We start from the raw sequence: 20,766 nt of genomic DNA, 5'->3' as shown, positions 1-20,766 counted from the left end.
AACCTCGTGCAGGCAGGCCATCACAAATTTATTATGGCCTGCATATTTAAACGGTATTTCTAATATATCAAGACGCTTCGCATAATGGACGCCATCCCTCTAAGAACACAACGGAGACATCATGGCGTTCCAAAGAATTCTTGTCGCTTGTGCGACTGCGGCGGCGCTGTCCGGCCCGGCGTGGGCCGATACCTGGCCTGCCAAGCCCATTACGTTGGTCGTGCCGTTTTCGGCCGGCGGTCCGACTGATTTCATCGCGCGTCTGGTGGCCGAGCCGCTGGCGCGCGAGTTGGGACAGCAGGTCATCGTGCAGAACAAACCAGGCGCCAGCGGCAATGTCGGCTACCAAAGCGTGCTGAACGGTCCCGCGGATGGCTACACGCTGATGCACAACACGGTGGCCATGCAGGCCATCAATCCACTGATGTACCCGAGCGCGAAGATGGCTCCGCTGCAGGACTATGTGCCGGTCGGCACGACGGGCGCCATGCCCAATCTGCTGGTGGTCAATCCCGAGCGCACGCCGGTCAAGACCCTGGCCGAGCTGGTCCAGCGCGGCCGCGACATGAAGAACGGGCTCAGCTATGCCACCTTCGGTCCGGGCAGTTCGCCGCATGTCTATGGCGCGTCGTTGCAGCAGCTTGCGGGCTTTCAGGCCGTGGGCGTGGCTTACAAGGGCAGCGCGAACGCCGTGACCGACGTTATCGGCGGACAGGTCGATTTCCTGTTCGACAGCATGTCGACCAGCCTCGGCCAGGTGCAAGGCGGCAGGCTGAGGGCCCTGGCGATTACCGCCGCCGAGCGTTCGCCCTTGCTGCCGGACGTGCCCACGCTGAAGGAAGCGGGCTATCCCAGCCTGGATCTCAAGTTCTGGTTCTCCCTGCAGACTCCCGCGGGCACTCCGCCGGACGTGGTGCGGAAGCTGCGCGAGGCCGTGGCCCGGGTGGTCGCGAGCGATGCCTACCGCAAGGCGATGCAGGAGCGCGGCGCAGAGGCTTTCCAGGTCGCCCCCGCCGAACTGGATGCGTTCTTCAAGCGTGAAACCGCGCAATGGACCCAGGCCGCGCAAACCATCGGCCTGAAGGGCGAGCAGTAATCATGTCGACTGAAGCACGCATGACGCCGTTGAAGAACATCACCGTCCTGGACCTGAGCAAGGTGCTGGCCGGGCCGCTATGCGGCCAGTATCTGGGCGAGTTGGGCGCGCGGGTGATCAAGGTCGAACCCGTGGGCAAGGGCGACGATACGCGCGCCTGGCTGCCGCAGGATGCCGGCCAATCCGCGACTTTCCTGGCTGTGAACCACAACAAGCGCAGCCTGGCCGTGGATCTCAAGACGCCGGCAGGGCGCGCCGTGGTGCACCGCCTCGCGCAACAGTCGGATGTGGTGTTGCAGGGTTTTGGCGGCAAGACCGCCGCGCGCCTGGGGGTGGATTACGAGACGCTCAGCGGTCTCAATCCCCGTCTGGTGTACTGCGAGATATCGGGCTATGGTCGCGAGGGCCCGATGGGCGAGGAGCCGGGCTACGACGTCATGCTGCAGGCCTTCAGCGGCATGATCAGCACCATGGGCGAGCCGGACGGAAATTTCGCGCGCGCCAGCTTCTCGCCTGTGGACCTGGGCACGGGCTCGTTCGCGCTGAGCGGGATTCTGGCCGCGCTGCTGGAGCGCAGCCAGACCGGCAAGGGCCAGTATCTGGACGTTTCCCTATTGGACACCTCGCTCGGCCTGATGTCGTACATGGCGCAGAACTACTGGCGCACCGGCCAGATTCCGCGCCGCATGGGCACGGGCCATCCGGCCATGTGTCCTTATCAGGCATTTCGCGCGGCCGATGGCGACATCATGCTGGGCGTGGGGAACGATGCGCAATGGCAGCGTTTCTGCGCGGTCGCGGGACTGCAGGACCATGTCGATGCGCCCCAATTCGCGACCAACGCCGACCGGGTCTGCCATTTCGCCGAGACGGTCGCGCTGGTCCAGGCGCGCATGCAGACGCGCAGCGTGGCGCAATGGCTGGATGCGCTCAAGCCCGCGGGCATCGCTTGTTCCGCCATCCACACGCTGGACGAGGCGCTGGCGCATCCGCAGGTCGCTGCGCGCGAACTGATCGTCAAGAGTGAGCACAAGGTGCTGGGCGAGGTCCGCAACGTCGGCCTGCCGATACGGTTTGGCCGCCAGCCTCGCCAGGCTGCGCTGCCGGCGCCGGTGCTGGGTGAGCACACTCGCGAAGTCCTGGCCGAGCTGGGCTACGCGCAAGCTGAAATCGAAGCGCTGCTGGCATCGGGCAGCGTGCAAACCCATTCCTGAATGCGAGAAGACAGATGACATTCCTGCGCTATGAAGTCCGCGATCGTATTGCGGAAATCCATATGTGCCATGCGCCCGTCAATGCTCTGGACGAGGACATGCTGGACGCGCTGATCGCCGCGCTGGAACGGGCCAATGCCGATCCCGCGGTGCGCGCCGTGCTGTTGGCCAGCGATTTGCCTGGGCGCTTCTGCGCCGGGCTGGACATGAAGAAGTTGCTGGACAGCACGCCGGCGCGGATCCACGCGCTGTTGTCCAAGCTGTATATCAAGCTCTACGACACGCAGTTCAACCTGACGAAGCCTTCAATCTCGGTGGTGTCGGGCGCAGTGCGCGGCGGCGGCATGACGGTGGCCATTTCCAGCGATCTGGTGGTGGCCGCGGACACCGCCACTTTCGGCTATCCGGAAATCGATGTCGGCGTCTTGCCGGCGATACATTACGTGCATTTGCCGGGCGTCGTGGGCAAGCACCGGGCGTTCGACCTGCTGTTCACCGGGCGCATCTTCGATGCGCAGGAGGCGCACGGGCTGGGGCTGGTGGCGCGCGTTGCGCCCACGGCGGAATTGCTGGAGCAGGCCCGCCTGCTGGCGCGCTCGCTGGCGGACAAGCCGCCGCAAGTCCTGGCCTTGGGGCGGCGCGCTTTCGTCTACAGCAATGACAACGAGTACCGGCGCAGGGTTGCAACGGCGGTAGAGGTGTTCTGCAACTCAGCCGCGACGTCCGAGGCGCGCGAGGGCCTGAGCGCCTTCGTGCAAAAGCGCGCGCCCGACTGGAGCGGGCTGCGGTGAGGCGGGGTGGAGCCGCCGCCAGACGTACCTCCGGGCCTATTCGCCCTTGAACTGCGGCGTCCGCTTCTCGCGGAATGCCCGTACGCCTTCCGCGAAGTCCGTGCGCGAGGCGCTGTCCAGAAAGCGCGCGGTTTCCTCGGCCAGTTGGGTTTCCAGCGTGGCGTGTTCGGCCGAGCGCAGCAGGTCCTTGGCCCCCGCGATGCCGTGCGGCGCGTGGCGGGCAATCTCTTGCGCGTAGGTTTGCGCGGCTTGCGCGAGTTCTCCGGTTGGGGCGGTGCGGGTGACGATGCCCCAGGCCAGCGCGTCGCTGGCGGGGAACGGGTCATGGCGCAATAGCAAGTCCAGCGCGCGACGGGCGCCCAGCACCCGCGTGAGACCGTGGGTCATGCCGGCGTCGGGAGTCGCTCCAAGCTTGAGGTAGGCCGTCATGAAGCGGGCGTCGGCGTCGGCGATGGCCAGGTCGCAGGCCAAGACCAGCGACAGGCCCGCACCCGCGGCAATGCCGTGGACCTGGGCAATCCAGATCTTGTCCATGCGGGCGATGCGCGCAATGAAGTCGTTCAATGGCGTGAACAGGTCCAGCAGCGTGGCGCGCACCAACGCGGGTTCGCCCGTGAACATACTGATGTCGCCGCCCGCGCAGAAAGTCTTGCCCGTCGCGCGCAGCAGCACGACGCGGATTTCATCGCGCGCTTCCAGCCATTGCGCGGCCCGTTGCAAGTCCTGCGCCATCGCCACGTCGATGGCGTTCAGCGCGTCGGGGCGGTTCAGCGTCACGGTCGCGATCGCGCCGTCGGTTTCCAGAAACAGCGTCTGGAAGGCGGGGTGTTCTTGGGTCATGGCGAGTCTCCGTTATCGGGTAAGTACCAACTGTCGATCCAAAAACCGCGATGCTATGGTCTGAACCGAGCGCTTGCTTGGTTTTCTTTTAAGCACGCTTAGCGTAACGCATAGAACGATTTTCCGGCGCTGTACTGGCGTAGGTAAAGACAGGTTCGTTGCATCTCCTGCCTCGCGGGTTCGCCAGACCAACGTCGATAAAAACTTCGCATGTAAAGGCGAGGAGACAAATGGTGGATCAGTCCGACAGCCCTCCCTTGCTGGAGGTGGATGGGGTCACGCTGGCGTTCGGCGGGGTCAAGGCGCTTACCGGTGTGGGCTTTCGCGTGGAGTCCGGGTCCATCACCACGGTCATCGGCCCCAATGGCGCGGGCAAGACCTCGCTGTTCAACACCATTTCCGGCTTCTACCGCCCCGCATCCGGGCAGATCCGCTTCCAGGGTCGCGACATCACGCGCGTGGCGGCGCCCGAACGCGCCCGGCTGGGCCTGGCGCGCAGCTTCCAGAACATTGCGCTGTTCCGCGGCATGACGGTGCTGGACAACATCAAGCTGGGCCGCCACGCCCACCTGCGGACCAATGTGTTGGATGCCTTGCTGTATTTCGGGCGGGCGCGCCGCGAAGAGATGGCGCTGCGCGCCGACATCGAAGAACGCATCATCGACTTTCTGGAGATCGACCACATCCGCCACGCGCCGGTGGCCGCGCTGTCCTACGGCCTGCAAAAGCGGGTGGAGCTGGCGCGGGCGCTGGCCATGAATCCCAGGGTGCTGATGCTGGACGAACCGGTGGCGGGCATGAACCGCGAAGAGACCGATGACATGGCGCGCTTCATTCTGGACGCGCGCTCAGAATGGGGCGTGACGGTGCTGATGGTCGAGCATGACATGGGCATGGTGATGGACCTGTCGGACCACGTGGTGGTGCTGAACTTCGGCCAAGTCATTGCCGATGGCACGCCGGCGCAGGTGCAGGCAGACCCGCAGGTCATCCAGGCTTATCTGGGCGCGGGCGACGTCGGCGATCTGCGGCGGCGCCTGCGGGAGGCGGCTTGATGGACATGCTGTTCTTCCTGGAAGTCACGCTGGCCGGGCTGGGCAGCGGTGGGCTTTATGCGCTGGCGGCGCTGGCCTTCGTCATCGTCTACAAGGCGACCCGGGTGGTGAACATCGCCATCGGCGAATTCCTGATGCTGGGCGCCTACGTGTTCTATGCCTTTGCCACCGGCATGGAATGGCCGATCTGGCTGGCCATCGTGGGAGCGGTGGTGGTGTCGGGCGCGCTGGGGGCGCTGGTCGAGCGGCTGACCATCCGTCCCATGCTGGGCGAAGCGCCGATCTCGGTATTCATGATCACGGTGGGGCTGGCGTCGATCCTGGTGGGCGTGGTCGAACTGATCTGGACGGCGGACCAGCGCCGCTTGCCGGAATTCATGCCGCGCTCGCCGGTGATGATAGGCGAGGCCTTCGTCGCGCCCAAGGTGTTCTACGGCTTCTGGGTGGCGGTAGTGCTGGCGCTGCTGGTGCTGGTGGTGTTCCGCTATTGGCGCGGCGGGGTGGCGCTGCGCGCAACGGCTTCGGACCAGGGCGCGGCTTACGCCATGGGCATCAACGTGCCGCGCGTGTTTTCGCTGGCCTGGGTGGCGGCGGGCGCGCTGGCCGCGGTGTCGGGCGTGATCGTGGGCGCGATCGGCGGCATCTCCTCGTCGATGGGCGTGTTCGGCCTGTCGGTGCTGGTGGTGGTCATCGTGGGCGGGCTGGACAGCGTGGCGGGCGCCCTGGTGGGCGGCGTGTTCATCGGCCTGCTGGAAGCCTGGGCCGGCGCCTACATGGGCGGCGAATACAAATTGCTGGCCACTTTCATCGTGCTGGTGGTGGTGCTGATGGTCAGGCCCTATGGCCTGTTCGGCACCCGTGAAATCGAGAGGCTCTGACCGATGCGCATCGCGACTGCCAAGCAGACTTATCTTGCGGACGAAGCGCTGTTCGACACCCGTACGCAGAAGGCGTGGCTGGTATTGCTGGCTGCGTCCCTGGTCATGTTTCCCTTCGTGGCGGATGCCTACTGGCTGTACCTGGCCTGCCTGGTGGCGATCAACGTCGCCAGCGCCACGGGACTGAATATCCTCACGGGCTATACCGGCCTGGTCAGCCTGGGGCAGGCCGCCTTCATGGGACTGGGGGCGTACACGGTCGCGGTGCTGGAGCAGCGGCTGGGCACGCCGGTGCTGCTCAATCTGGTGGCCGGCGGGCTGGTGGCGATGCTGGGCGGCCTGCTGGTCGGCATTCCGTCCTTGCGAGTGAAGGGCCTGTACCTGGCCATCGCCACGATCGCCGCGTCGTTCATCGCGCATTTCATCTTCGCCAACTGGCAGTTCACGGGCGGCACGACGGGAATGCAGGTGCCGCCGGCGCGGGTGCTGGGCGTGGACCTGGATACCTCGTTCAAGATCTACTGGCTGATCGTGCCGGTGACGGCGCTGATGGTGCTGGGGGCGGCCAACCTGTTCCGCACGCGCATCGGGCGCGCCTTCATCGCCATACGCGACCGCGACATTTCGGCCGAGGTGCTGGGCATACGCCTGCTGCGCTACAAGCTGCTGTCGTTCGGCCTGTCCTCGTTCTACGCCGGCGTGGCGGGCGGCATGTGGGCCTATTTCTTCCGGGTGGTCACGCCCGAGAGCTTCCCGCTGATCATGTCGATCTTCTTCCTGGCGGCCATCATCGTGGGCGGCATGGGCACGATCCTGGGGTCCATCCTGGGCGCCATCTTCATGACCATGGTGCCGGAACTGCTCAAGCTGATCGTGGGCTGGCTGCCGGTGGGCGGCGACGCGCTGCGCCTGATTTCGCCGGTGCGCACCATTGTTTTCGGCCTGCTGATCGTGGGCTTTCTGATCTTCGAGCCGCACGGGCTCGCGGAAATCTGGCGCCGCGTGCGCCGCTACTTCCACCTCTGGCCTTTCCGTACCTAGCCATGGCGGCGGCCATCCATAAGACCCTCAGGAGACTAACCATGAAGCGCATCCGGATCGGCAGCGGTTTATCGAGGTTGTTGGCCCCGCTGGGCCTGGCGGCGGCCCTGTCGGCGGCGCCCGCCGCGCAGGCGGCCGAGGACCTGGTGCTGGGCGGCTCCATCCCGCTGAGCGGGGTGTTCGCCTTCGCCGGGCAGGGCATCCACGCCGGCATCACCGACTACGTGAAGATCGTCAACGACCAGGGCGGGGTAAAGGGCCGCAAGCTGCGCTACGTGCCGGAAGACACCGCCTACAAGGTGGACGCGTCGGTGGCGGCCTTCAAGAAGATCACCAGCCAGAACAAGGTGAACTTCTACTACGGCGACTCGACAGGCTTCTCCAAGACCATCAACGCCGAGCTGAACCGCACGGGCGACATCCTGATGACAGGCGCGTCCTTTGCCACGGAACTCAACGATCCGGCCAAGTACCCGGCCCAGTTCATGCTGGGACCTGACTACACGGAAATGTTCGGCATCCTGCTGCGCTACATCGCCAAGGAACAGCCGGGCGCCAAGGTGGCTTTCGTGTATTCGGACACGGAGTTCGGCCGCGATCCCATCGCCAGCTCGCGCGCGGTGGCGGAAAAGCTGGGCCTGAAGGTCGCGACCGAGATCATGACGCCGCCGGGCAGCGTGGACGTGTCGACCGAGGTCATCAAGCTGCGCCGCGCCGATCCGGACTACACCATCTTCCACGGTTACGTGCTGGCGCCGATTCCGGAATTCGTGGGGCAGGGCAAGCGCATGGGCCTGAAGACGCGCTACATGGGCACGTTCTGGACCATGGACAACTCCACCGTGATGCAGATGGGAGAGGACGCCGAAGGCTTCATGGGCGTGATGCCGTACCGCTACTACTACGACACGGCGACCGACGCACCGATGCTGAAGAAGATCCGCGAAATGCGCCCGCAGTACCAGAGCACCGGCTACATGCAGGGCTTCCTGGCCGCCATGCTGTTCACCGAGGTCGCCAAGCGCACGCTGGACGCCGGCAAGGAACTGACCAGCGCCAACATGAAGGCGGCGCTGGACGGCATCAAGGACTTCGACACGGGCGGCCTGATCGGCGTGCCGATCTCGATCAAGGGCAACTCCATCCCGGTGGGCCGGATCTATCGCGCCGATGTGAAGCAGAAGCAGATGGTGCCGGCATCCGACTGGATCGTGCTGAAGTGAGGCGGCTGTGAACCCTGGACATGACGCGCATGCCGCAGCGCCCGCAGCGGCAGTGCTCGATATCAACAATATCGAAGTCGTCTACAACAAGGCGGTGCAGGTGCTGCGCGGCTTGTCCCTGTCGGTGCCCGCCGGCAGCATCGTGGCTCTCCTGGGCAGCAATGGCGCCGGCAAGTCCACCACCCTGAAGGCCGTGTCCGGCCTGCTGGATCTGGAGGACGGTGCGCTGGTGCGCGGGCAGATCGTCTTCAACGGCGGCGACACCGCGGGCGCCAGGCCGCAGAACCTGGTGCGCGCGGGGTTGGCGCATGTGATGGAGGGACGCCGGGTGTTCGAGGACCTGACGGTCGAGGAAAACCTGGTGGCCGCGACCTATGCCTTGACGGGCAGGCCGGGGGCGAAGGTCGACTTCGACCTGGTCTACGGCTACTTTCCGCGCCTGTTCGAGCGGCGCCGCGGCCTGGCAGGCTATCTGTCGGGCGGCGAGCAGCAGATGCTGGCCATCGGCCGCGCGCTGATCGCGCAGCCCAGGCTGATGCTGCTGGACGAACCTTCGCTGGGCCTGTCGCCGATGCTGGTCGAGAACATCTTCTCCATCATCGCGCGCATCAACCACGAACAAGGGGTGTCGATGCTGCTGGTGGAGCAGAACGCCTCGGTGGCCTTGGCGGTGGCGCATTATGGCTACATCATGGAGACCGGCAAGGTGGTGATCGACGGCAGCGCCGAAAAGCTGGCGGCGGATCCCGACGTGCGGGAGTTCTATCTGGGCGTGGGCGGCACGGGCGAGGCCCGTGGCTTTCGCGACATCAAGCACTACAAGCGCCGCAAGCGCTGGCTGTCATGATGGACAAGCATATGGATACCTCCGGCGCATCGGCGCAGGCGTGGCCGGCCTTGACGCTGCCGCAGATGCTGCGCGAACAGGCCCGGCGCCAACCCGCGGCCATCGCCATCCGGCAAAAGGATTTCGGCATCTGGAAGCCCATGACCTGGGCGGAATACTGGAGCCGGGCCTGCCGCGTGGGACTGGGCCTGCGCGCCCTCGGGCTGAGCGCGGGCGGGCGGGTCGCCATCGTGTCCGAGAACCGCGTCGAATGGCTGCTGACGCAGATGGGCGCGGGCGCGGTCGGCGCGGTGGCGGTGGGCGTGTACTCCACTAGCCCGGCCGAGGAGATGGGCTACGTGCTGGAACACGCGGACGTGGAACTGGTGGTGTGCGAGGACCAGGAGCAGACCGACAAGGTGCTGCAGGTGGCGGACCGGCTGCCCCTTTTGCGCCGCATCGTCATGATGGAGACCAAGGGCCTGCGCTCCTATGCGCCGGCCGAGCGCGAGCGCATCGTGACCTACGCCGAGATCGAGGCCGAGGGCGCGCGGCGCGAGGCGGCGGAACTCGCCGCGTTGAACGCGGCGCTGGACGGCCAGCGGCTGGACGATACCGGCCTCATGATCTACACGTCCGGTTCCACCGGCAAGCCCAAGGGCGCGATGCTGAGCTACGGCAATATGCGCGGCGTGGCGCCGGGCATTGCCGACCGCCTGGCGATGGACGGCGGCAGCGTGCACCTGTCCTACCTGCCGCTATGTCACGTGGCCGAACAGATGCTGTCCACCTTCGTGCCCATCTATCTGGGCGCGCAGGTGAACTTTGGCGAATCGATACGCACGGTGCAGGAAGATTTGCGCGAAGTCGCGCCCACGATCTTCCTGGGCGTGCCGCGCATCTGGGAAAAACTGCACGCCGCCATTTCGATCAAGATGCAGGAGGCCGGGCGTTTGCAGCAATGGCTTTACGGACGCGCGTTGGCCGCCTGCACGCCGTTCCTGGAAAAGTCCCCCGCGCAGTACACGTTGCGCGAGCGCTGGACGCGCTGGCTCTGGTACTGGCTGGTGCTGCGCGCCCTGCAGAACTTCATCGGGCTGCGGCGGGTGCGCGTGGCCATGACGGGCGCGGCGCCGATCTCGCCGGACGTGGTGCGCTACTTCCGCACGCTGGGCGTGCCGCTGATCGAGGTCTACGGGCTGACGGAGTCCGCCGGCATGATCTTCGGCCAGCATCCGGACCGCGTAAAGGTGGGCACCGTGGGCGAACCCATCCTGGGCGTGGAATGGCGCATGGGCGAGGCCGGCGAGCTGCTGGTGCGCGGCGATATGGTGTTCCAGGGCTATTACAAGAATCCGGAAGCCACCGCCAGCACCGTGCGCGACGGCTGGCTGTATACGGGCGATGTGGTGGCCGAAGACGCGGGGCGCGTGCGCATCGTGGACCGCCTGAAGGACATCATGATCACGGCGGGCGGCAAGAACCTGACGCCCTCCGAGATCGAGAACGCGGTCAAGGGCAGCCCTTACGTCAAGGAATGCATCGTGATCGCGGACGGCAGGAAGTACGTGTCCGCGCTGATCCAGCTGGAGTTCGACACGGTGGGCAAATGGGCCGAGTCGCGCCGCATCGCCTTCACGCATTTCCGCTCGCTGGCCGAATGTGCGCAGGTGCGCGAACTGGTGCAGCAGGAAGTCGCGCGCGCCAACGCCGGCCTGGCGCCGGTGGCGCAGATCAAGCGCTTCCATCTGCTGACCAAGGAGCTGGATCACGACGATGGCGAAGTTACCGCGACCATGAAGGTCAGGCGCGCCAGCATCTACCGCAGCTATGCGGATGAGATCGAAGCGCTCTACGTTGAGGAGACGACGGCATGAACGAAGCCGTGATCGTGGAGGCCGTGCGCACCCCTTTCGGGCGGCGCGGCGGATGGTGGGCGGATACCAGGCCGGATACGCTGCTGGCCGAGACGGTGTCCGGCCTGCTGGCGCGGGCCGGACTGCCAGGGGCCCAGGTCGAGGACCTGATCGCGGGCTGCGTCAGCCAGGCGGGCGAGCAGGGCGCCAACATCGGCAGGCTGGCCGCCATGCTTGCTGGCCTGCCTGAGAGCGTGCCGGGCGTGGCCCTGAACCGCATGTGCGGATCCAGCCAGCAGGCGGTGCATTTCGGCGCGCAAGCCATCGCCGCGGGCGACATGCGCTACGTGGTCGCGGGCGGCGTGGAGAGCATGAGCCGGGTGCCGATGTTCCTGGACGTGACGCTGGGCCAGGGCGAGTTCCGCGGCTTCGAAGGCTTGAACCCGGCCCTGCTGGAGCGCTATCCATTGATCCACCAGATCGAGAGCGCGGAGCGGATCGCAGAACGTTGGCAGCTGTCCCAGGCAGAGATGGACGAATGGGCAAGGGAAAGCCACGCGCGCGCCTGGAGCGCCGCGCAGGCCGGCCGCCACGCCGAGCTGCTGCCGGGGCCGCGGGCCGATGCCGGGCGTGACGAAGGCATACGCGAGAAAACCGACCCCGCCCGCATGGCCGCCATGGCGCCTGCCTTGCGGCCGCCAGGCCAGGGTGGCGTCACGGCCGCCAACGCCAGCCAGTTGGCGGACGGGGCGTCCGCGGTGCTGCTGGCCGACCGAGATGCGGCGCTGGCCGATGGCTTGCGGCCCCGCGCGCGCTTCCTGGCGCGGGTGGTGGTGGGATCGGATCCGGTGCTGCAATTGACGGGCGTGATCCCGGCGGCGCGGCAGGCGCTGGCGCGCGCCGGCCTGAGCCTGGAAGACATCGACTGGATCGAGATCAACGAAGCCTTCGCCAGTGTGGTGCTGGCCTGGCAGCGTGAACTGGGCGCCAATCTGTCGCGCGTCAATCCTTGGGGCGGGGCGATCGCGCATGGGCATCCGCTGGGGGCGACGGGAGCCGGCCTGATGGCCAAGATGCTGACGGGCTTGGAAGCCACCGAAGGCGAGTTGGGCATGCAGCTGATGTGCATCGGCCACGGCATGGCCACGGCGACCATCATCCAGAGGCTGTGACCGGACATGGAGAAACTGCGGGAGGCCGCGCAAGGGCGGGACGAGGGTTCGGAGTCCGAACGCCGGCGCGAGGTGATCCTGACGGCCGGGCAGCTGTTCTGCAAGCACGGCTATGAACGCACCACCGTGCGCGAGCTGGCGCGGGCGGTGGGTCTGCAGTCCGGCAGCCTGTTCCATCATTTCCGCAGCAAGGAGGAGATCCTGGTGGCGGTGATGAACAACGGCATCCAGGAAGTGATAGACGACGGCGAACGGGCGCTGGCGCGCTACCGGGCGCCGGCTGACCGGCTGGCGGCGCTGTTCCGCGTGCATATGTGGAGCATGCTGCACGGCGCGGGCGGCGACGCGATGAACGCGCTGGTCTATGAATGGCGCAGCCTGTCCGCACCCAGCCGCGCGGCCGTGAAATCGCTGAGCGACCACTATGAGGAGATGTGGCAGGACGCGGTTGCGGCAGCGGTCGCGGCGGGGCTGCTGCAAGGCGATGCGCGCGTCATCAAGCGCTGCGTGCTGGGCGCCATGAACCTGACGGTGCAGTGGTACAAGCCGGACGGCCGCTTGCCGCCCGCCGAATTCATCGATGCGATGTTGCAGGCCTCGCTGCCGTCGTTGCCGGCGGGCGCCGGCAAGTGGCCCGAATAGGCGCGCGGCAGGGGCGGGCGTTCAGCCCCGGCGCTTGAGGAACGCGCCTACGGCGCAGACGACGGCCAGCGCCAGCAGCGTGCCCGCCACGGGCAGCAGGAAATCCACCTGCCCGTGATAGCCGCCGCCGGTTACGCCGCCGGCCACGCCGCCCGCCCACAACAGGAAGGTCATGAGCGAAGCCGCCACCGACAGCGCCGCGGCGATACACAGCGCGATGAACGCCGGTCGACGCGGCCGCGCCGCCGGATAGGGGGAATAGGGCGAGCCGCTGCGGGGCTGTTTGATCCAGTAGACCAGCCCCGCCACGACCAGCAGCAGCATCAGGATCTTGAAGATCATGATGCCAGCGCCCGTTTAGTCTTCACGGCGCAGGTGCGGGAAGAGGATGACGTCGCGGATGCTGGGGCTGTCGGTCAGCAGCATGACCAGGCGGTCGATGCCGATGCCGCAGCCGCCCGTCGGAGGCATGCCGTATTCCAGGGCGCGGATGTAGTCCGCGTCGTAGAACATGGCTTCCTCGTCGCCCGCGTCCTTGGCTTCGACCTGCGAGCGGAAACGCTCGGCCTGGTCTTCGGGATCGTTCAGCTCCGAGAAGCCGTTGGCGATTTCGCGGCCCGTCATGAAGAGCTCGAAGCGCTCGGTGATGCCCTCGCGGGTATCGGAGGCGCGCGCCAGCGGCGAGACTTCCACCGGGTAGTCGATGATGTAGGTGGGGTTCCAGAGCTTGGCTTCGGCGGTCTCTTCGAACAGCGCCAACTGCAGCGCGCCCAGGCCGGCGCGCGACAGCACCGGGCCGTCGGCGTCGGCGCCCAGCTTCTTGAGTTCCGCGCGCACGAAGGCCGGATCGTCCAGTTGCGCCTGGGTGTAGCCCGGCGCGTACTTGAGGATGGCTTCGCAGATGGTCAGGCGGTCGAACGGCTTGGACAGGTCCAGTTCGCGTTCCTGGTAGGTCAGCACGGCGCTGCCGGTGGCCGAGATGGCGGCCTGGCGGATCAGCTCTTCGGTGAAGTCCATGAGCCAGCGGTATTCCGCGAAGGCCGCATAGAACTCCATCATGGTGAATTCAGGGTTGTGGCGCGGGCTCACGCCCTCGTTGCGGAAGTTGCGGTTGACTTCGAACACGCGTTCGAAGCCGCCCACGATCAGGCGCTTGAGGTAGAGCTCAGGCGCGATGCGCAGGTACATTTCCATGTCCAGCGCATTGTGGTGCGTGACGAAGGGCTTGGCCGCCGCGCCGCCCGGGATCGGGTGCAGCATCGGGGTTTCCACTTCAAGAAAGCCCGCGTTCAGCATGAACTGGCGGATGCTGCCCACGGCCTTGCTGCGCGCCTCGAACGTGCGGCGCGTGGCGTCCGTCATGATGAGGTCGACGTAGCGCTGGCGGTAGCGCAGTTCCTGGTCGGCCACGCCGTGGAACTTGTCCGGCAGCGGGCGCAGCGACTTGGAGAGCAGGCGCGCGCTGGCGGCGTGCACCGACAGTTCGCCCTTGTTGGTCTTGAAGACCGACCCTTCGATCGCGATGATGTCGCCGATGTCCCATTGCTTGAACGCGGCGTAGCTGTCTTCGCCCAGGGTGCCGCGGTCCAGGTAGATCTGGATGCGGCCGGTGCTGTCCTGCAGCGTGGCGAAGCTGGCCTTGCCCATGACGCGCTTGAGCATCATGCGGCCCGCGACCTTGACGGTGACGGGGTTGGCGGCCAGGGCTTCCTGCTCTTGGCCGTCGTACTTGTCGTGCAAGGCGGCGGCGCGGGCGTCGGGAACGAAATCGTTGGGGTACGCGACCCCGGCTTCACGCAGTTTGGCCAGCTTGGCGCGCCGTTCGGCGATCAAGCGGTTTTCATCCTGGGCGGGCGCCGGAGTGGTCGAGTGGTCGGTCATGGTCGGGGAATCAGTCGTAATTGCGGATGTCGTCGATCTCGGTCGTGCCGAAATCTTCGCGATCCAGGTAGGCGAGGATGCGGGAGGCCACGTTGGCGGGCGAGGACAGCTTGCCGGTCGCGTGGAACTCCTGGAACTTGGCCAGCGCCGGGAAGCTTTCCGGATCGCTGGAACGGATGGCGACCTGCATGTCGGTGTCGACGATGCCGGGGGCCAGCGCGACGATGCGCGCGCCGTCGGCGCCTTGCTCGGCCTTGACCACGCGCGAGTACATGTCGAGCGCGGCCTTGGTGGCGCAGTAGACGCCCCAGCCGGCGTTCGGGTTGCGACCCGCGCCGGAGGAGATGTTGAGCACGCGGCGGTCGGCCTTGAGGTCTTCGACCGCGGCCAGGAAGCGTGCGGTGAGCAGCATGACGGCGCTGACGTTCAGGTTGAAGGCGGCGGTGATGGCCGCGCCGTCGACCAGCGCGTCGGTGCCGGCGATGGGGTGCACCGTGCCGGCGTTGTTGATCAGCAGATAGCGGCTGGCATCGCGCGGCAGCGACGCGCAGATGCGCTGCGCCGCGGCTTCAACGGCGTTCAGATCCGAGAGGTCCACGGACAGCTGTTCCAGCTGCGCATCCTGCGAACGCGCATAGGCGGCCAGCTCGGGATCTTCCCGGCGCGCCAGGGTGATCAGGCGGGTGCCCGGTTTGGCCAGGCCGCGCGCCATGGCGGCGCCGATGCCGCGCGATGCGCCGGTGAGAATTGCAATGGTGTCGGACATTCGTGAACCTCTGGATGCGTTGAGGGGGAGTATCGCGAAACTTAGATGCCTTGCTTCAGGCTGGCCTGGATGAAGGGATCCAGGTCGCCGTCCAGCACTTTCTGCGTGTTGGAAATTTCAACGTTGGTGCGCAGGTCCTTGATGCGGCTCTGGTCCAGCACATAGGAACGGATCTGATGGCCCCAGCCCACGTCGGTCTTGGAGTCTTCCAGCTTCTGCTGCTCGGCCATGCGGTTGCGCATCTCGAGTTCGTAGAGCTTGGACTTCAGCATCTGCATGGCTTCGGCGCGGTTGCGGTGCTGCGAACGGTCGTTCTGGCACTGCACCACGATGCCGGTGGGCATGTGGGTCAGACGCACCGCCGAGTCGGTCTTGTTGATGTGCTGGCCGCCCGCGCCGGACGCGCGGTAGGTGTCCACGCGCAGGTCGGCGGGGTTCACTTCGACTTCGAAGGATTCGTCGACTTCCGGGTAGACGAAGACGCTGGCGAACGAGGTGTGACGGCCGCCCGAGGAGTCGAACGGGCTCTTGCGCACCAGGCGGTGCACGCCGGTTTCGGTGCGCAGGTAGCCGAAGGCGTACTCGCCTTCGATCTTGATGGTGGCGGACTTCAGGCCCGCCACGTCGCCTTCGGATTCTTCCAGCACTTCGGCCTTGAAGCCCTTGCGCTCGGCGTACTTCAGGTACTGGCGCAGCAGCATGGAGGCCCAGTCCTGCGCTTCCGTGCCGCCGGCGCCGGCCTGGATGTCCAGGAAGCAATTCAGCGGATCGGCCGGATTGGAGAACATGCGGCGGAATTCCAGCGCTTCCAGCTTTTCCTGGAAGGCGTCGGCGTCCTGCTCGATGGATTCGAGGGTGGCGTCGTCGTCGTCGGAGGCGGCCATTTCGAACAGTTCGTTCGAGTCGGACAGGCCCGTACCCAGCGCCGTGAGCGTTTCCACCACGTCTTCGAGGGCTTTCTTTTCACGGCCCAGGTCCTGGGCGTGCTTGGGGTCGTTCCAGACCGCCGGATCTTCGAGCTCGGCGTTTACGACTTGCAGGCGTTCAGCTTTGGCATCGTAGTCAAAGATACCTCCGTAGAGCCTGTTCGCGCTCCGCGTAATCGGCGAGGCGGGCTGCGAGCTGGTTCTGACGTTCGGCTTCCATGATGATCCTGTCCTGATGACTTTTGTGCGAAACCAAACATTTTACCGTGCTTGGGCCAAGTGCGCGGCCGCGTTGGCGGGAAGGGGGACGGATCGCGAGCAGGCGGTTTCCCGGCGTGGACCCCAAGTTGTTCAGTTTTTTGTCAAGTCAGCGGTTCTAGGCTGCGTATAAGCGGTCCAGCCGTTCCTGATCGGGATGACCGGGCCGTAAAGGCGCCGGCGCAGCCGGCCTATCCCGACAGAGGAATGGAGACATAGATGGAAAATGCGATGGCCCCCGGGGTTTCGCCGGCGATCCCGGCGTCTGAGGAAGACCGGATCTACCGCAAGGTAGGCTGGCGGCTGGTGCCGCTGCTGGTGGTTTGCTACGTCGTGGCCTACCTGGACCGCGTGAACGTGGGTTTTGCCAAGCTGCAGATGCTGCAGGAGCTTCAGTTCAGCGAGACCGTGTACGGGCTGGGCGCGGGCATCTTCTTCATCGGCTACTTCATTTTCGAAATTCCCAGCAACATCATCCTGCACAAGGTGGGGGCACGGATCTGGATCGCGCGCATCATGATCACCTGGGGGATCATCTCCGCCTGCATGATGTTCGTGACCAGCGTGCACATGTTCTACATCCTGCGCTTCCTGCTGGGCGCGGCCGAGGCCGGATTCTTTCCGGGCATCATCCTGTACCTGACCTACTGGTACCCCGCGGCGCGGCGCGGCCGCATCACGACCTTCTTCATGACCGCGGTGCCCATGTCCGGGCTGATCGGCGGGCCGATCTCCGGCTGGATCATGAGCACGTTCCATGGCGACCATGGCCTGTCGGGCTGGCAATGGCTGTTCCTGCTGGAGGGCATACCGTCGGTGCTGATCGGCGTGCTGGTGCTGATTTATCTGGATGACCGCATCAATAAGGCCAAATGGCTGACCGCCACGGAAAAGGCGGTGCTGATCCGCAATATCGCGGCCGAGGAACAGCAGAAGGAAGACCCGCCGATCCGCGCCGCGCTGGCCAAGCCGCGCGTCTGGGCGATGTCGCTGATCTACTTCTCGTTCGTGATGGGGCTTTACGGCGTGGGCTTCTGGATGCCGACCCTGATCAAGGGCACAGGGGTGCAGAGCCCGCTGGCCATCGGTCTGCTGACGGCGGTTCCCAACCTGTTCGCCGTGATCGGCATGATCCTGATTTCGCGCAACTCGGACCGCCACCGCGAACGCCGCTGGCACGTCGCGCTGCCCGCGCTGTTTGGCGCGCTGGGCCTGCTGTTGTCGGCGGTCTGGAGCGGCAATACCGTGCTGGCGATCGCTGCGCTGACGGTGGCGAACATCGGCATCTGCACGGTGCTGCCGCTGTTCTGGAGCCTGCCCACCGCCTTGCTCGGCGGCACGGCGGCCGCGGCCGGCATCGCGCTCATCAATTCGGTGGGTAATCTGGCGGGTTTCGTCAGCCCGTACCTGGTGGGTTGGCTGAAGGACATGACCGGCACCACCAATACCGGCCTCTACATGCTGTCGGGCTGCCTGGTGGTGGGGGCGCTGGTGGCCCTGGCGCAGCCGGCGAAGCTGGTGAACAAGTAGGAGGGAGCGCGCGGCCTGAGACGAGAGTTCAGGCGCCCGGCGCGCGCAACCCTACGCGGGTCGCGGCGGGCCCGCTTACATGGCGGGCCTTGTTAGCCCGCGTGCTCGATCACCAACTGCACCGACACCATCCCGTTCCACACGTTCTGCTCCAGCCGGTATGCCGCCTGGATGTGTTCGGGCAGCGACTGGTCGTGGCCGAACCAGATCGCGTCGAAGCGCTGGTGGCCGCGCTCCAGCGATAGTTTCAGGTGCTTTTCCCCAACCAGGCGCTGGTTGCGCACCACGAACTCGTCCAGGAACAGCGGCGCGGCGAAGCCGGCGCCCCAGACCTGCTGCTGCAGCATGCCGGCCACGTCGGCGTTGGCGTAGCCGGTGTCCAGCGAGCCGTCGGTCTCGATCACCGGCTCGAAGGTGTCGCGGCCCGTCAGCTCGCGCACGGCGGCGTCGAACGCGGGGGCGAAGGCCGCGAAGTCGTTGCGGCCCAGCGTCAGGCCGGCCGCCATGGCGTGGCCGCCGAACTTGCGGATCAGGTTGGGATGGCGCTTGGACACCAGGTCCAGCGCGTCGCGCAGGTGCACGTCGGGAATGGAGCGGCCGGAGCCGCGGATTTCATCGTCGCCGGCGGGCGCGAAGGCCAGCGTGGGGCGCCAGAATTTTTCCTTCAGGCGCGAGGCCACCAGGCCTACAACGCCTTGGTGCCAGCCCGGGTCGAACACGCAGACCGTAGCGCCGGCGGCAGCGTTCGGCTCTTCCATGGCGGCCAGCGCCTGTTCGCGCATTTCGGCTTCGATGGTGCGGCGCTCGCGGTTGATGTTGTCGAGCTCGCGGGCCATTTCCAGCGCCTGCGCCTCGTCGTCGGTGGTCAGGCAGGCGATGCCCAGGCTCATGTCGGCCAGGCGGCCGGCCGCATTGATGCGCGGGCCGAGCGCAAAGCCCAGGTCGAAGCCATTGGCTGCGCGCGGCTCGCGTCCGGCCACGGCGAACAGCGCGCGCAGCCCGGGTTGCAGGCGGCCTGCGCGCATGCGTTGCAGCCCTTGGGTGACCAGCAGGCGGTTGTTCGCGTCCAGCTTGACCACGTCGGCCACGGTGCCCAGGGCCACCAGGTCGGACAGCGCGTCCAGGCGCGGGCCGCCATCGGCCGCGTAGACGCCGCGGCGGCGCAGCTCGGCGCGCAGCGCCAGCATCATGTAGAAAATGACGCCCACGCCCGCCAGGTTCTTGGACGGAAAGCCGCAGCCCGGCTGGTTCGGGTTGACGATGGCCAGGGCCGCCGGCAGCGTGTCGCCCGGCAAGTGGTGGTCGGTGATCACCACGCCGATGCCGGCCTCATTGGCCGCGGCCACGCCGTCCACGCTGGCGATGCCGTTGTCCACGGTGATGATGATGTCGGGCTTGCCGGCGCGGTGCCGGACCGCCAGCTCGACCACGGCCGGCGACAGGCCGTACCCGGTTTCGAAGCGGTTGGGCACCAGGAAGTCCACGTCGGCGCCCATGGCGGACAGCGCGCGCAGTCCGACCGCGCAGGCGGTGGCGCCGTCGCAATCGTAGTCGGCCACGATCAGCAGCTTCTTGCCTGTCTGGATGGCGTCGGCCAGCACGCCGGCGGCGTGGTCCGAATGCGTCAGGCCGTTGGGCGGCAGCAGCGACTTCCAGGCGAGCTGGGTCTGATCGGGATGGGTGACGCCGCGGGCGGCCCACAGACGGGCCAGCAGCGGGTGGATGCCCGAGGCTTCCAGGATGCGGCAGGCTTGCAGGTCGGGCGTGCGGACGGTTAAGCGGGGTGAGACCACCAGGCGCTCCAGTTTTTCTTGGGCGCGGGCAGCAAGCCGAGCAGGCCCCCGCGCGGTTTCAGGGTGAGGGCGACCTTGCGGTCGTCGCCCAGCAGCAGCAGTTCGGCGGGCGCGGCCGGCAGGCCTTGCTTGCCGGCCAGCGGGCGCAGATGCTGTGCGTCCAGCGCGGCCAGGGCGTCCAGCCAGGCGGCCCAGTCGCCGGCCCGCTGGGGGGCGTCCAGGTTGCTGTAAACCTGCGCCGGGGCCGGCTGGGACTGCGTCCAAGGTTTGCCGCCGCCATACAGCCACAGCGCATTGACCGGAGGCAGGCCGCGCGCCGCGCGGGCGTCGTTGACCGGGTGTTCGTGCCAGGCCATCTGTATTTCATTGAGCAGCCGGCGCCACGGGCGCGCTTCCGCGTCCTGGCGCCACCAGTCGTTCAGGCGCTGTCCGGCCACGGCCAGCGGGCTGGCGGTCTGCGGCCGCAGGCCCTCCGGCAGGCGCAGGCGCCAGCGTTCGGGCGAGAGCGCTTGGACCTCGAAGCCCGTGTCTTCGAACAGGGGGCGGGCGGTCTCCAGCAGAGCAGCCGTTTCCTCGGCGCGCAGTTCCATCAGGCCGGGGTCCAGCAAGGCGGCCTGGTCCGTGCCCAGCGCCAGGTGGACCAGTTCGGCCAGCCAGACGGGGCCATCGCCGCCGGTTTGGGTGCCGGCCAGCAGCGGACCCAGTCCGGCGCCGGGCGGCAGGCCCGCTTCGGGGACGTAGCCGGCGCGGGCCAACTGCCAGGCTTCGTAGGGCGTACAGCCTTGCGCGCGCACGTCATGGGCCTGGGGCCGGGCGGCGCCGGCCTGGAGCCAGCCGTGCAGCGTGGGCGCGCGTTCGGGCAAGAGCTTGGCCAGTTCGGCGGCGACGGGAAGGGCGGGCAGGGCGCCCGGAATGACGATCAGCATGGGCGCGATTGTAGTCCGCGCGGGCCGCGGGAACTAAGCGGCGTCCGCCACT

Annotated in this window: 19 protein-coding genes; 12 read left to right on the top strand and 7 right to left on the bottom strand. The window is 66.8% G+C overall.

Annotation, left to right across the window (positions count from 1 at the left end; genetic code table 11):
- The first annotated feature begins 121 nt into the window (after positions 1–121).
- From IB257_RS06925 to IB257_RS06915, 3 genes are read left to right on the top strand one after another with little or no spacing between them, the layout of a single operon-like run.
- The gene (locus IB257_RS06925; RefSeq protein WP_192492084.1) at positions 122–1,096 is read left to right on the top strand and encodes a tripartite tricarboxylate transporter substrate binding protein; all 975 of its coding nucleotides are present in this window, start codon (positions 122–124) and stop codon (positions 1,094–1,096) included.
- A 2-nt stretch (positions 1,097–1,098) separates the two neighbouring features.
- Positions 1,099–2,310, top strand: a complete 1,212-nt coding sequence (locus IB257_RS06920) for a CaiB/BaiF CoA-transferase family protein (RefSeq protein ID WP_225588754.1) — start codon at positions 1,099–1,101, stop codon at positions 2,308–2,310.
- 14 nt (positions 2,311–2,324) lie between these two features.
- Complete coding sequence (locus IB257_RS06915; RefSeq protein ID WP_054456124.1) at positions 2,325–3,101, top strand: enoyl-CoA hydratase/isomerase family protein; 777 nt, start codon at positions 2,325–2,327, stop codon at positions 3,099–3,101.
- 36 nt (positions 3,102–3,137) lie between these two features.
- Here the strand turns inward: IB257_RS06915 and IB257_RS06910 are convergent, their stop codons facing one another.
- Positions 3,138–3,941, bottom strand: a complete 804-nt coding sequence (locus IB257_RS06910) for an enoyl-CoA hydratase/isomerase family protein (protein ID WP_175181411.1) — start codon at positions 3,939–3,941, stop codon at positions 3,138–3,140.
- Positions 3,942–4,171: 230 nt separating this feature from the next.
- Between IB257_RS06910 and IB257_RS06905 the strand changes: the two genes are divergently transcribed.
- From IB257_RS06905 to IB257_RS06870, 8 genes are read left to right on the top strand one after another with little or no spacing between them, the layout of a single operon-like run.
- Complete coding sequence (locus IB257_RS06905; protein ID WP_175162167.1) at positions 4,172–4,996, top strand: ABC transporter ATP-binding protein; 825 nt, start codon at positions 4,172–4,174, stop codon at positions 4,994–4,996.
- On the top strand, positions 4,996–5,874 hold the full coding sequence (locus IB257_RS06900) for a branched-chain amino acid ABC transporter permease (protein ID WP_054456130.1): 879 nt from the start codon (positions 4,996–4,998) through the stop codon (positions 5,872–5,874). The genes IB257_RS06905 and IB257_RS06900 overlap by 1 nt, the downstream gene beginning before the upstream one ends.
- A 3-nt stretch (positions 5,875–5,877) precedes the next feature.
- Entirely contained in the window at positions 5,878–6,915 is a 1,038-nt protein-coding gene (locus tag IB257_RS06895) for a branched-chain amino acid ABC transporter permease (protein ID WP_013394582.1), read from the top strand.
- 41 nt (positions 6,916–6,956) lie between these two features.
- The gene (locus tag IB257_RS06890) at positions 6,957–8,138 is read left to right on the top strand and encodes an ABC transporter substrate-binding protein (RefSeq protein ID WP_175181408.1); all 1,182 of its coding nucleotides are present in this window, start codon (positions 6,957–6,959) and stop codon (positions 8,136–8,138) included.
- A gap of 52 nt (positions 8,139–8,190) precedes the next feature.
- Complete coding sequence (locus IB257_RS06885; RefSeq protein WP_054456135.1) at positions 8,191–8,985, top strand: ABC transporter ATP-binding protein; 795 nt, start codon at positions 8,191–8,193, stop codon at positions 8,983–8,985.
- Positions 8,982–10,841: a long-chain fatty acid--CoA ligase gene (locus tag IB257_RS06880; protein ID WP_175162169.1), complete on the top strand. Its 1,860-nt coding sequence runs from the start codon at positions 8,982–8,984 to the stop codon at positions 10,839–10,841. Before IB257_RS06885 ends, IB257_RS06880 begins: the two co-directional genes overlap by 4 nt.
- A complete protein-coding gene (locus IB257_RS06875; RefSeq protein ID WP_054456139.1) occupies positions 10,838–11,992 on the top strand; it encodes a thiolase family protein in 1,155 nt (384 codons plus the stop codon). Before IB257_RS06880 ends, IB257_RS06875 begins: the two co-directional genes overlap by 4 nt.
- Positions 11,993–11,998: 6 nt before the next feature.
- On the top strand, positions 11,999–12,634 hold the full coding sequence (locus IB257_RS06870) for a TetR/AcrR family transcriptional regulator (protein ID WP_054456141.1): 636 nt from the start codon (positions 11,999–12,001) through the stop codon (positions 12,632–12,634).
- Positions 12,635–12,655: 21 nt separating this feature from the next.
- Here IB257_RS06870 and IB257_RS06865 read toward each other — a convergent pair whose 3' ends face one another.
- The 4 genes from IB257_RS06865 to prfB form a co-directional block, all read right to left on the bottom strand.
- On the bottom strand, positions 12,656–12,976 hold the full coding sequence (locus tag IB257_RS06865; protein ID WP_054456143.1) for a preprotein translocase subunit TatB: 321 nt from the start codon (positions 12,974–12,976) through the stop codon (positions 12,656–12,658).
- A 15-nt stretch (positions 12,977–12,991) separates the two neighbouring features.
- Complete coding sequence (gene lysS, locus IB257_RS06860) at positions 12,992–14,515, bottom strand: lysine--tRNA ligase (RefSeq protein WP_054456145.1); 1,524 nt, start codon at positions 14,513–14,515, stop codon at positions 12,992–12,994.
- Positions 14,516–14,525: 10 nt separating this feature from the next.
- Positions 14,526–15,281 (bottom strand): SDR family oxidoreductase, encoded by a 756-nt coding sequence (locus IB257_RS06855; RefSeq protein WP_119451232.1) that lies wholly within the window; start codon positions 15,279–15,281, stop codon positions 14,526–14,528.
- 41 nt (positions 15,282–15,322) lie between these two features.
- Positions 15,323–16,427, bottom strand: a protein-coding gene (prfB, locus tag IB257_RS06850; RefSeq protein ID WP_119451233.1) for a peptide chain release factor 2 whose coding sequence is annotated in 2 segments (ribosomal slippage) — positions 15,323–16,345 and positions 16,347–16,427 — 1,104 coding nt in all. Because the reading frame shifts where the segments join, the coding sequence is not laid out codon by codon here.
- A gap of 257 nt (positions 16,428–16,684) precedes the next feature.
- Between prfB and IB257_RS06845 the strand changes: the two genes are divergently transcribed.
- On the top strand, positions 16,685–17,995 hold the full coding sequence (locus IB257_RS06845) for an MFS transporter (protein ID WP_125470689.1): 1,311 nt from the start codon (positions 16,685–16,687) through the stop codon (positions 17,993–17,995).
- A 92-nt stretch (positions 17,996–18,087) separates the two neighbouring features.
- On the opposite strand, the gene recJ is transcribed toward IB257_RS06845, so the two are convergent.
- Together recJ and IB257_RS06835 are read right to left on the bottom strand one after the other, a co-directional pair.
- Positions 18,088–19,788 carry a single-stranded-DNA-specific exonuclease RecJ gene (recJ, locus tag IB257_RS06840; protein WP_119451235.1) on the bottom strand — a complete coding sequence of 567 codons (1,701 nt, stop codon included), beginning with the start codon at positions 19,786–19,788 and terminating at the stop codon, positions 18,088–18,090.
- The gene (locus tag IB257_RS06835) at positions 19,770–20,714 is read right to left on the bottom strand and encodes a hypothetical protein (RefSeq protein ID WP_192492083.1); all 945 of its coding nucleotides are present in this window, start codon (positions 20,712–20,714) and stop codon (positions 19,770–19,772) included. The genes recJ and IB257_RS06835 overlap by 19 nt, the downstream gene beginning before the upstream one ends.
- Between the last annotated feature and the right edge of the window lie 52 nt (positions 20,715–20,766).

Source organism: Achromobacter sp. ACM03 (assembly GCF_014851665.1).
Lineage (GTDB): Bacteria > Pseudomonadota > Gammaproteobacteria > Burkholderiales > Burkholderiaceae_B > Achromobacter > Achromobacter aegrifaciens.
Note: the sequence above shows the minus strand (reverse complement) of the source record. Positions and strands in the feature narration are given on the sequence as shown.

Coding starts and splice junctions, on each gene's coding strand:
- IB257_RS06925 (WP_192492084.1), top strand. CDS start 122: ATGGCGTTCCAAAGAATTCTTGTCGCTTGTGCGACTGCGGCGGCGCTG.
- IB257_RS06920 (WP_225588754.1), top strand. CDS start 1,099: ATGTCGACTGAAGCACGCATGACGCCGTTGAAGAACATCACCGTCCTG.
- IB257_RS06915 (WP_054456124.1), top strand. CDS start 2,325: ATGACATTCCTGCGCTATGAAGTCCGCGATCGTATTGCGGAAATCCAT.
- IB257_RS06910 (WP_175181411.1), bottom strand. CDS start 3,941: ATGACCCAAGAACACCCCGCCTTCCAGACGCTGTTTCTGGAAACCGAC.
- IB257_RS06905 (WP_175162167.1), top strand. CDS start 4,172: ATGGTGGATCAGTCCGACAGCCCTCCCTTGCTGGAGGTGGATGGGGTC.
- IB257_RS06900 (WP_054456130.1), top strand. CDS start 4,996: ATGGACATGCTGTTCTTCCTGGAAGTCACGCTGGCCGGGCTGGGCAGC.
- IB257_RS06895 (WP_013394582.1), top strand. CDS start 5,878: ATGCGCATCGCGACTGCCAAGCAGACTTATCTTGCGGACGAAGCGCTG.
- IB257_RS06890 (WP_175181408.1), top strand. CDS start 6,957: ATGAAGCGCATCCGGATCGGCAGCGGTTTATCGAGGTTGTTGGCCCCG.
- IB257_RS06880 (WP_175162169.1), top strand. CDS start 8,982: ATGATGGACAAGCATATGGATACCTCCGGCGCATCGGCGCAGGCGTGG.
- IB257_RS06875 (WP_054456139.1), top strand. CDS start 10,838: ATGAACGAAGCCGTGATCGTGGAGGCCGTGCGCACCCCTTTCGGGCGG.
- IB257_RS06870 (WP_054456141.1), top strand. CDS start 11,999: ATGGAGAAACTGCGGGAGGCCGCGCAAGGGCGGGACGAGGGTTCGGAG.
- IB257_RS06865 (WP_054456143.1), bottom strand. CDS start 12,976: ATGATCTTCAAGATCCTGATGCTGCTGCTGGTCGTGGCGGGGCTGGTC.
- lysS (WP_054456145.1), bottom strand. CDS start 14,515: ATGACCGACCACTCGACCACTCCGGCGCCCGCCCAGGATGAAAACCGC.
- IB257_RS06855 (WP_119451232.1), bottom strand. CDS start 15,281: ATGTCCGACACCATTGCAATTCTCACCGGCGCATCGCGCGGCATCGGC.
- IB257_RS06845 (WP_125470689.1), top strand. CDS start 16,685: ATGGAAAATGCGATGGCCCCCGGGGTTTCGCCGGCGATCCCGGCGTCT.
- IB257_RS06835 (WP_192492083.1), bottom strand. CDS start 20,714: ATGCTGATCGTCATTCCGGGCGCCCTGCCCGCCCTTCCCGTCGCCGCC.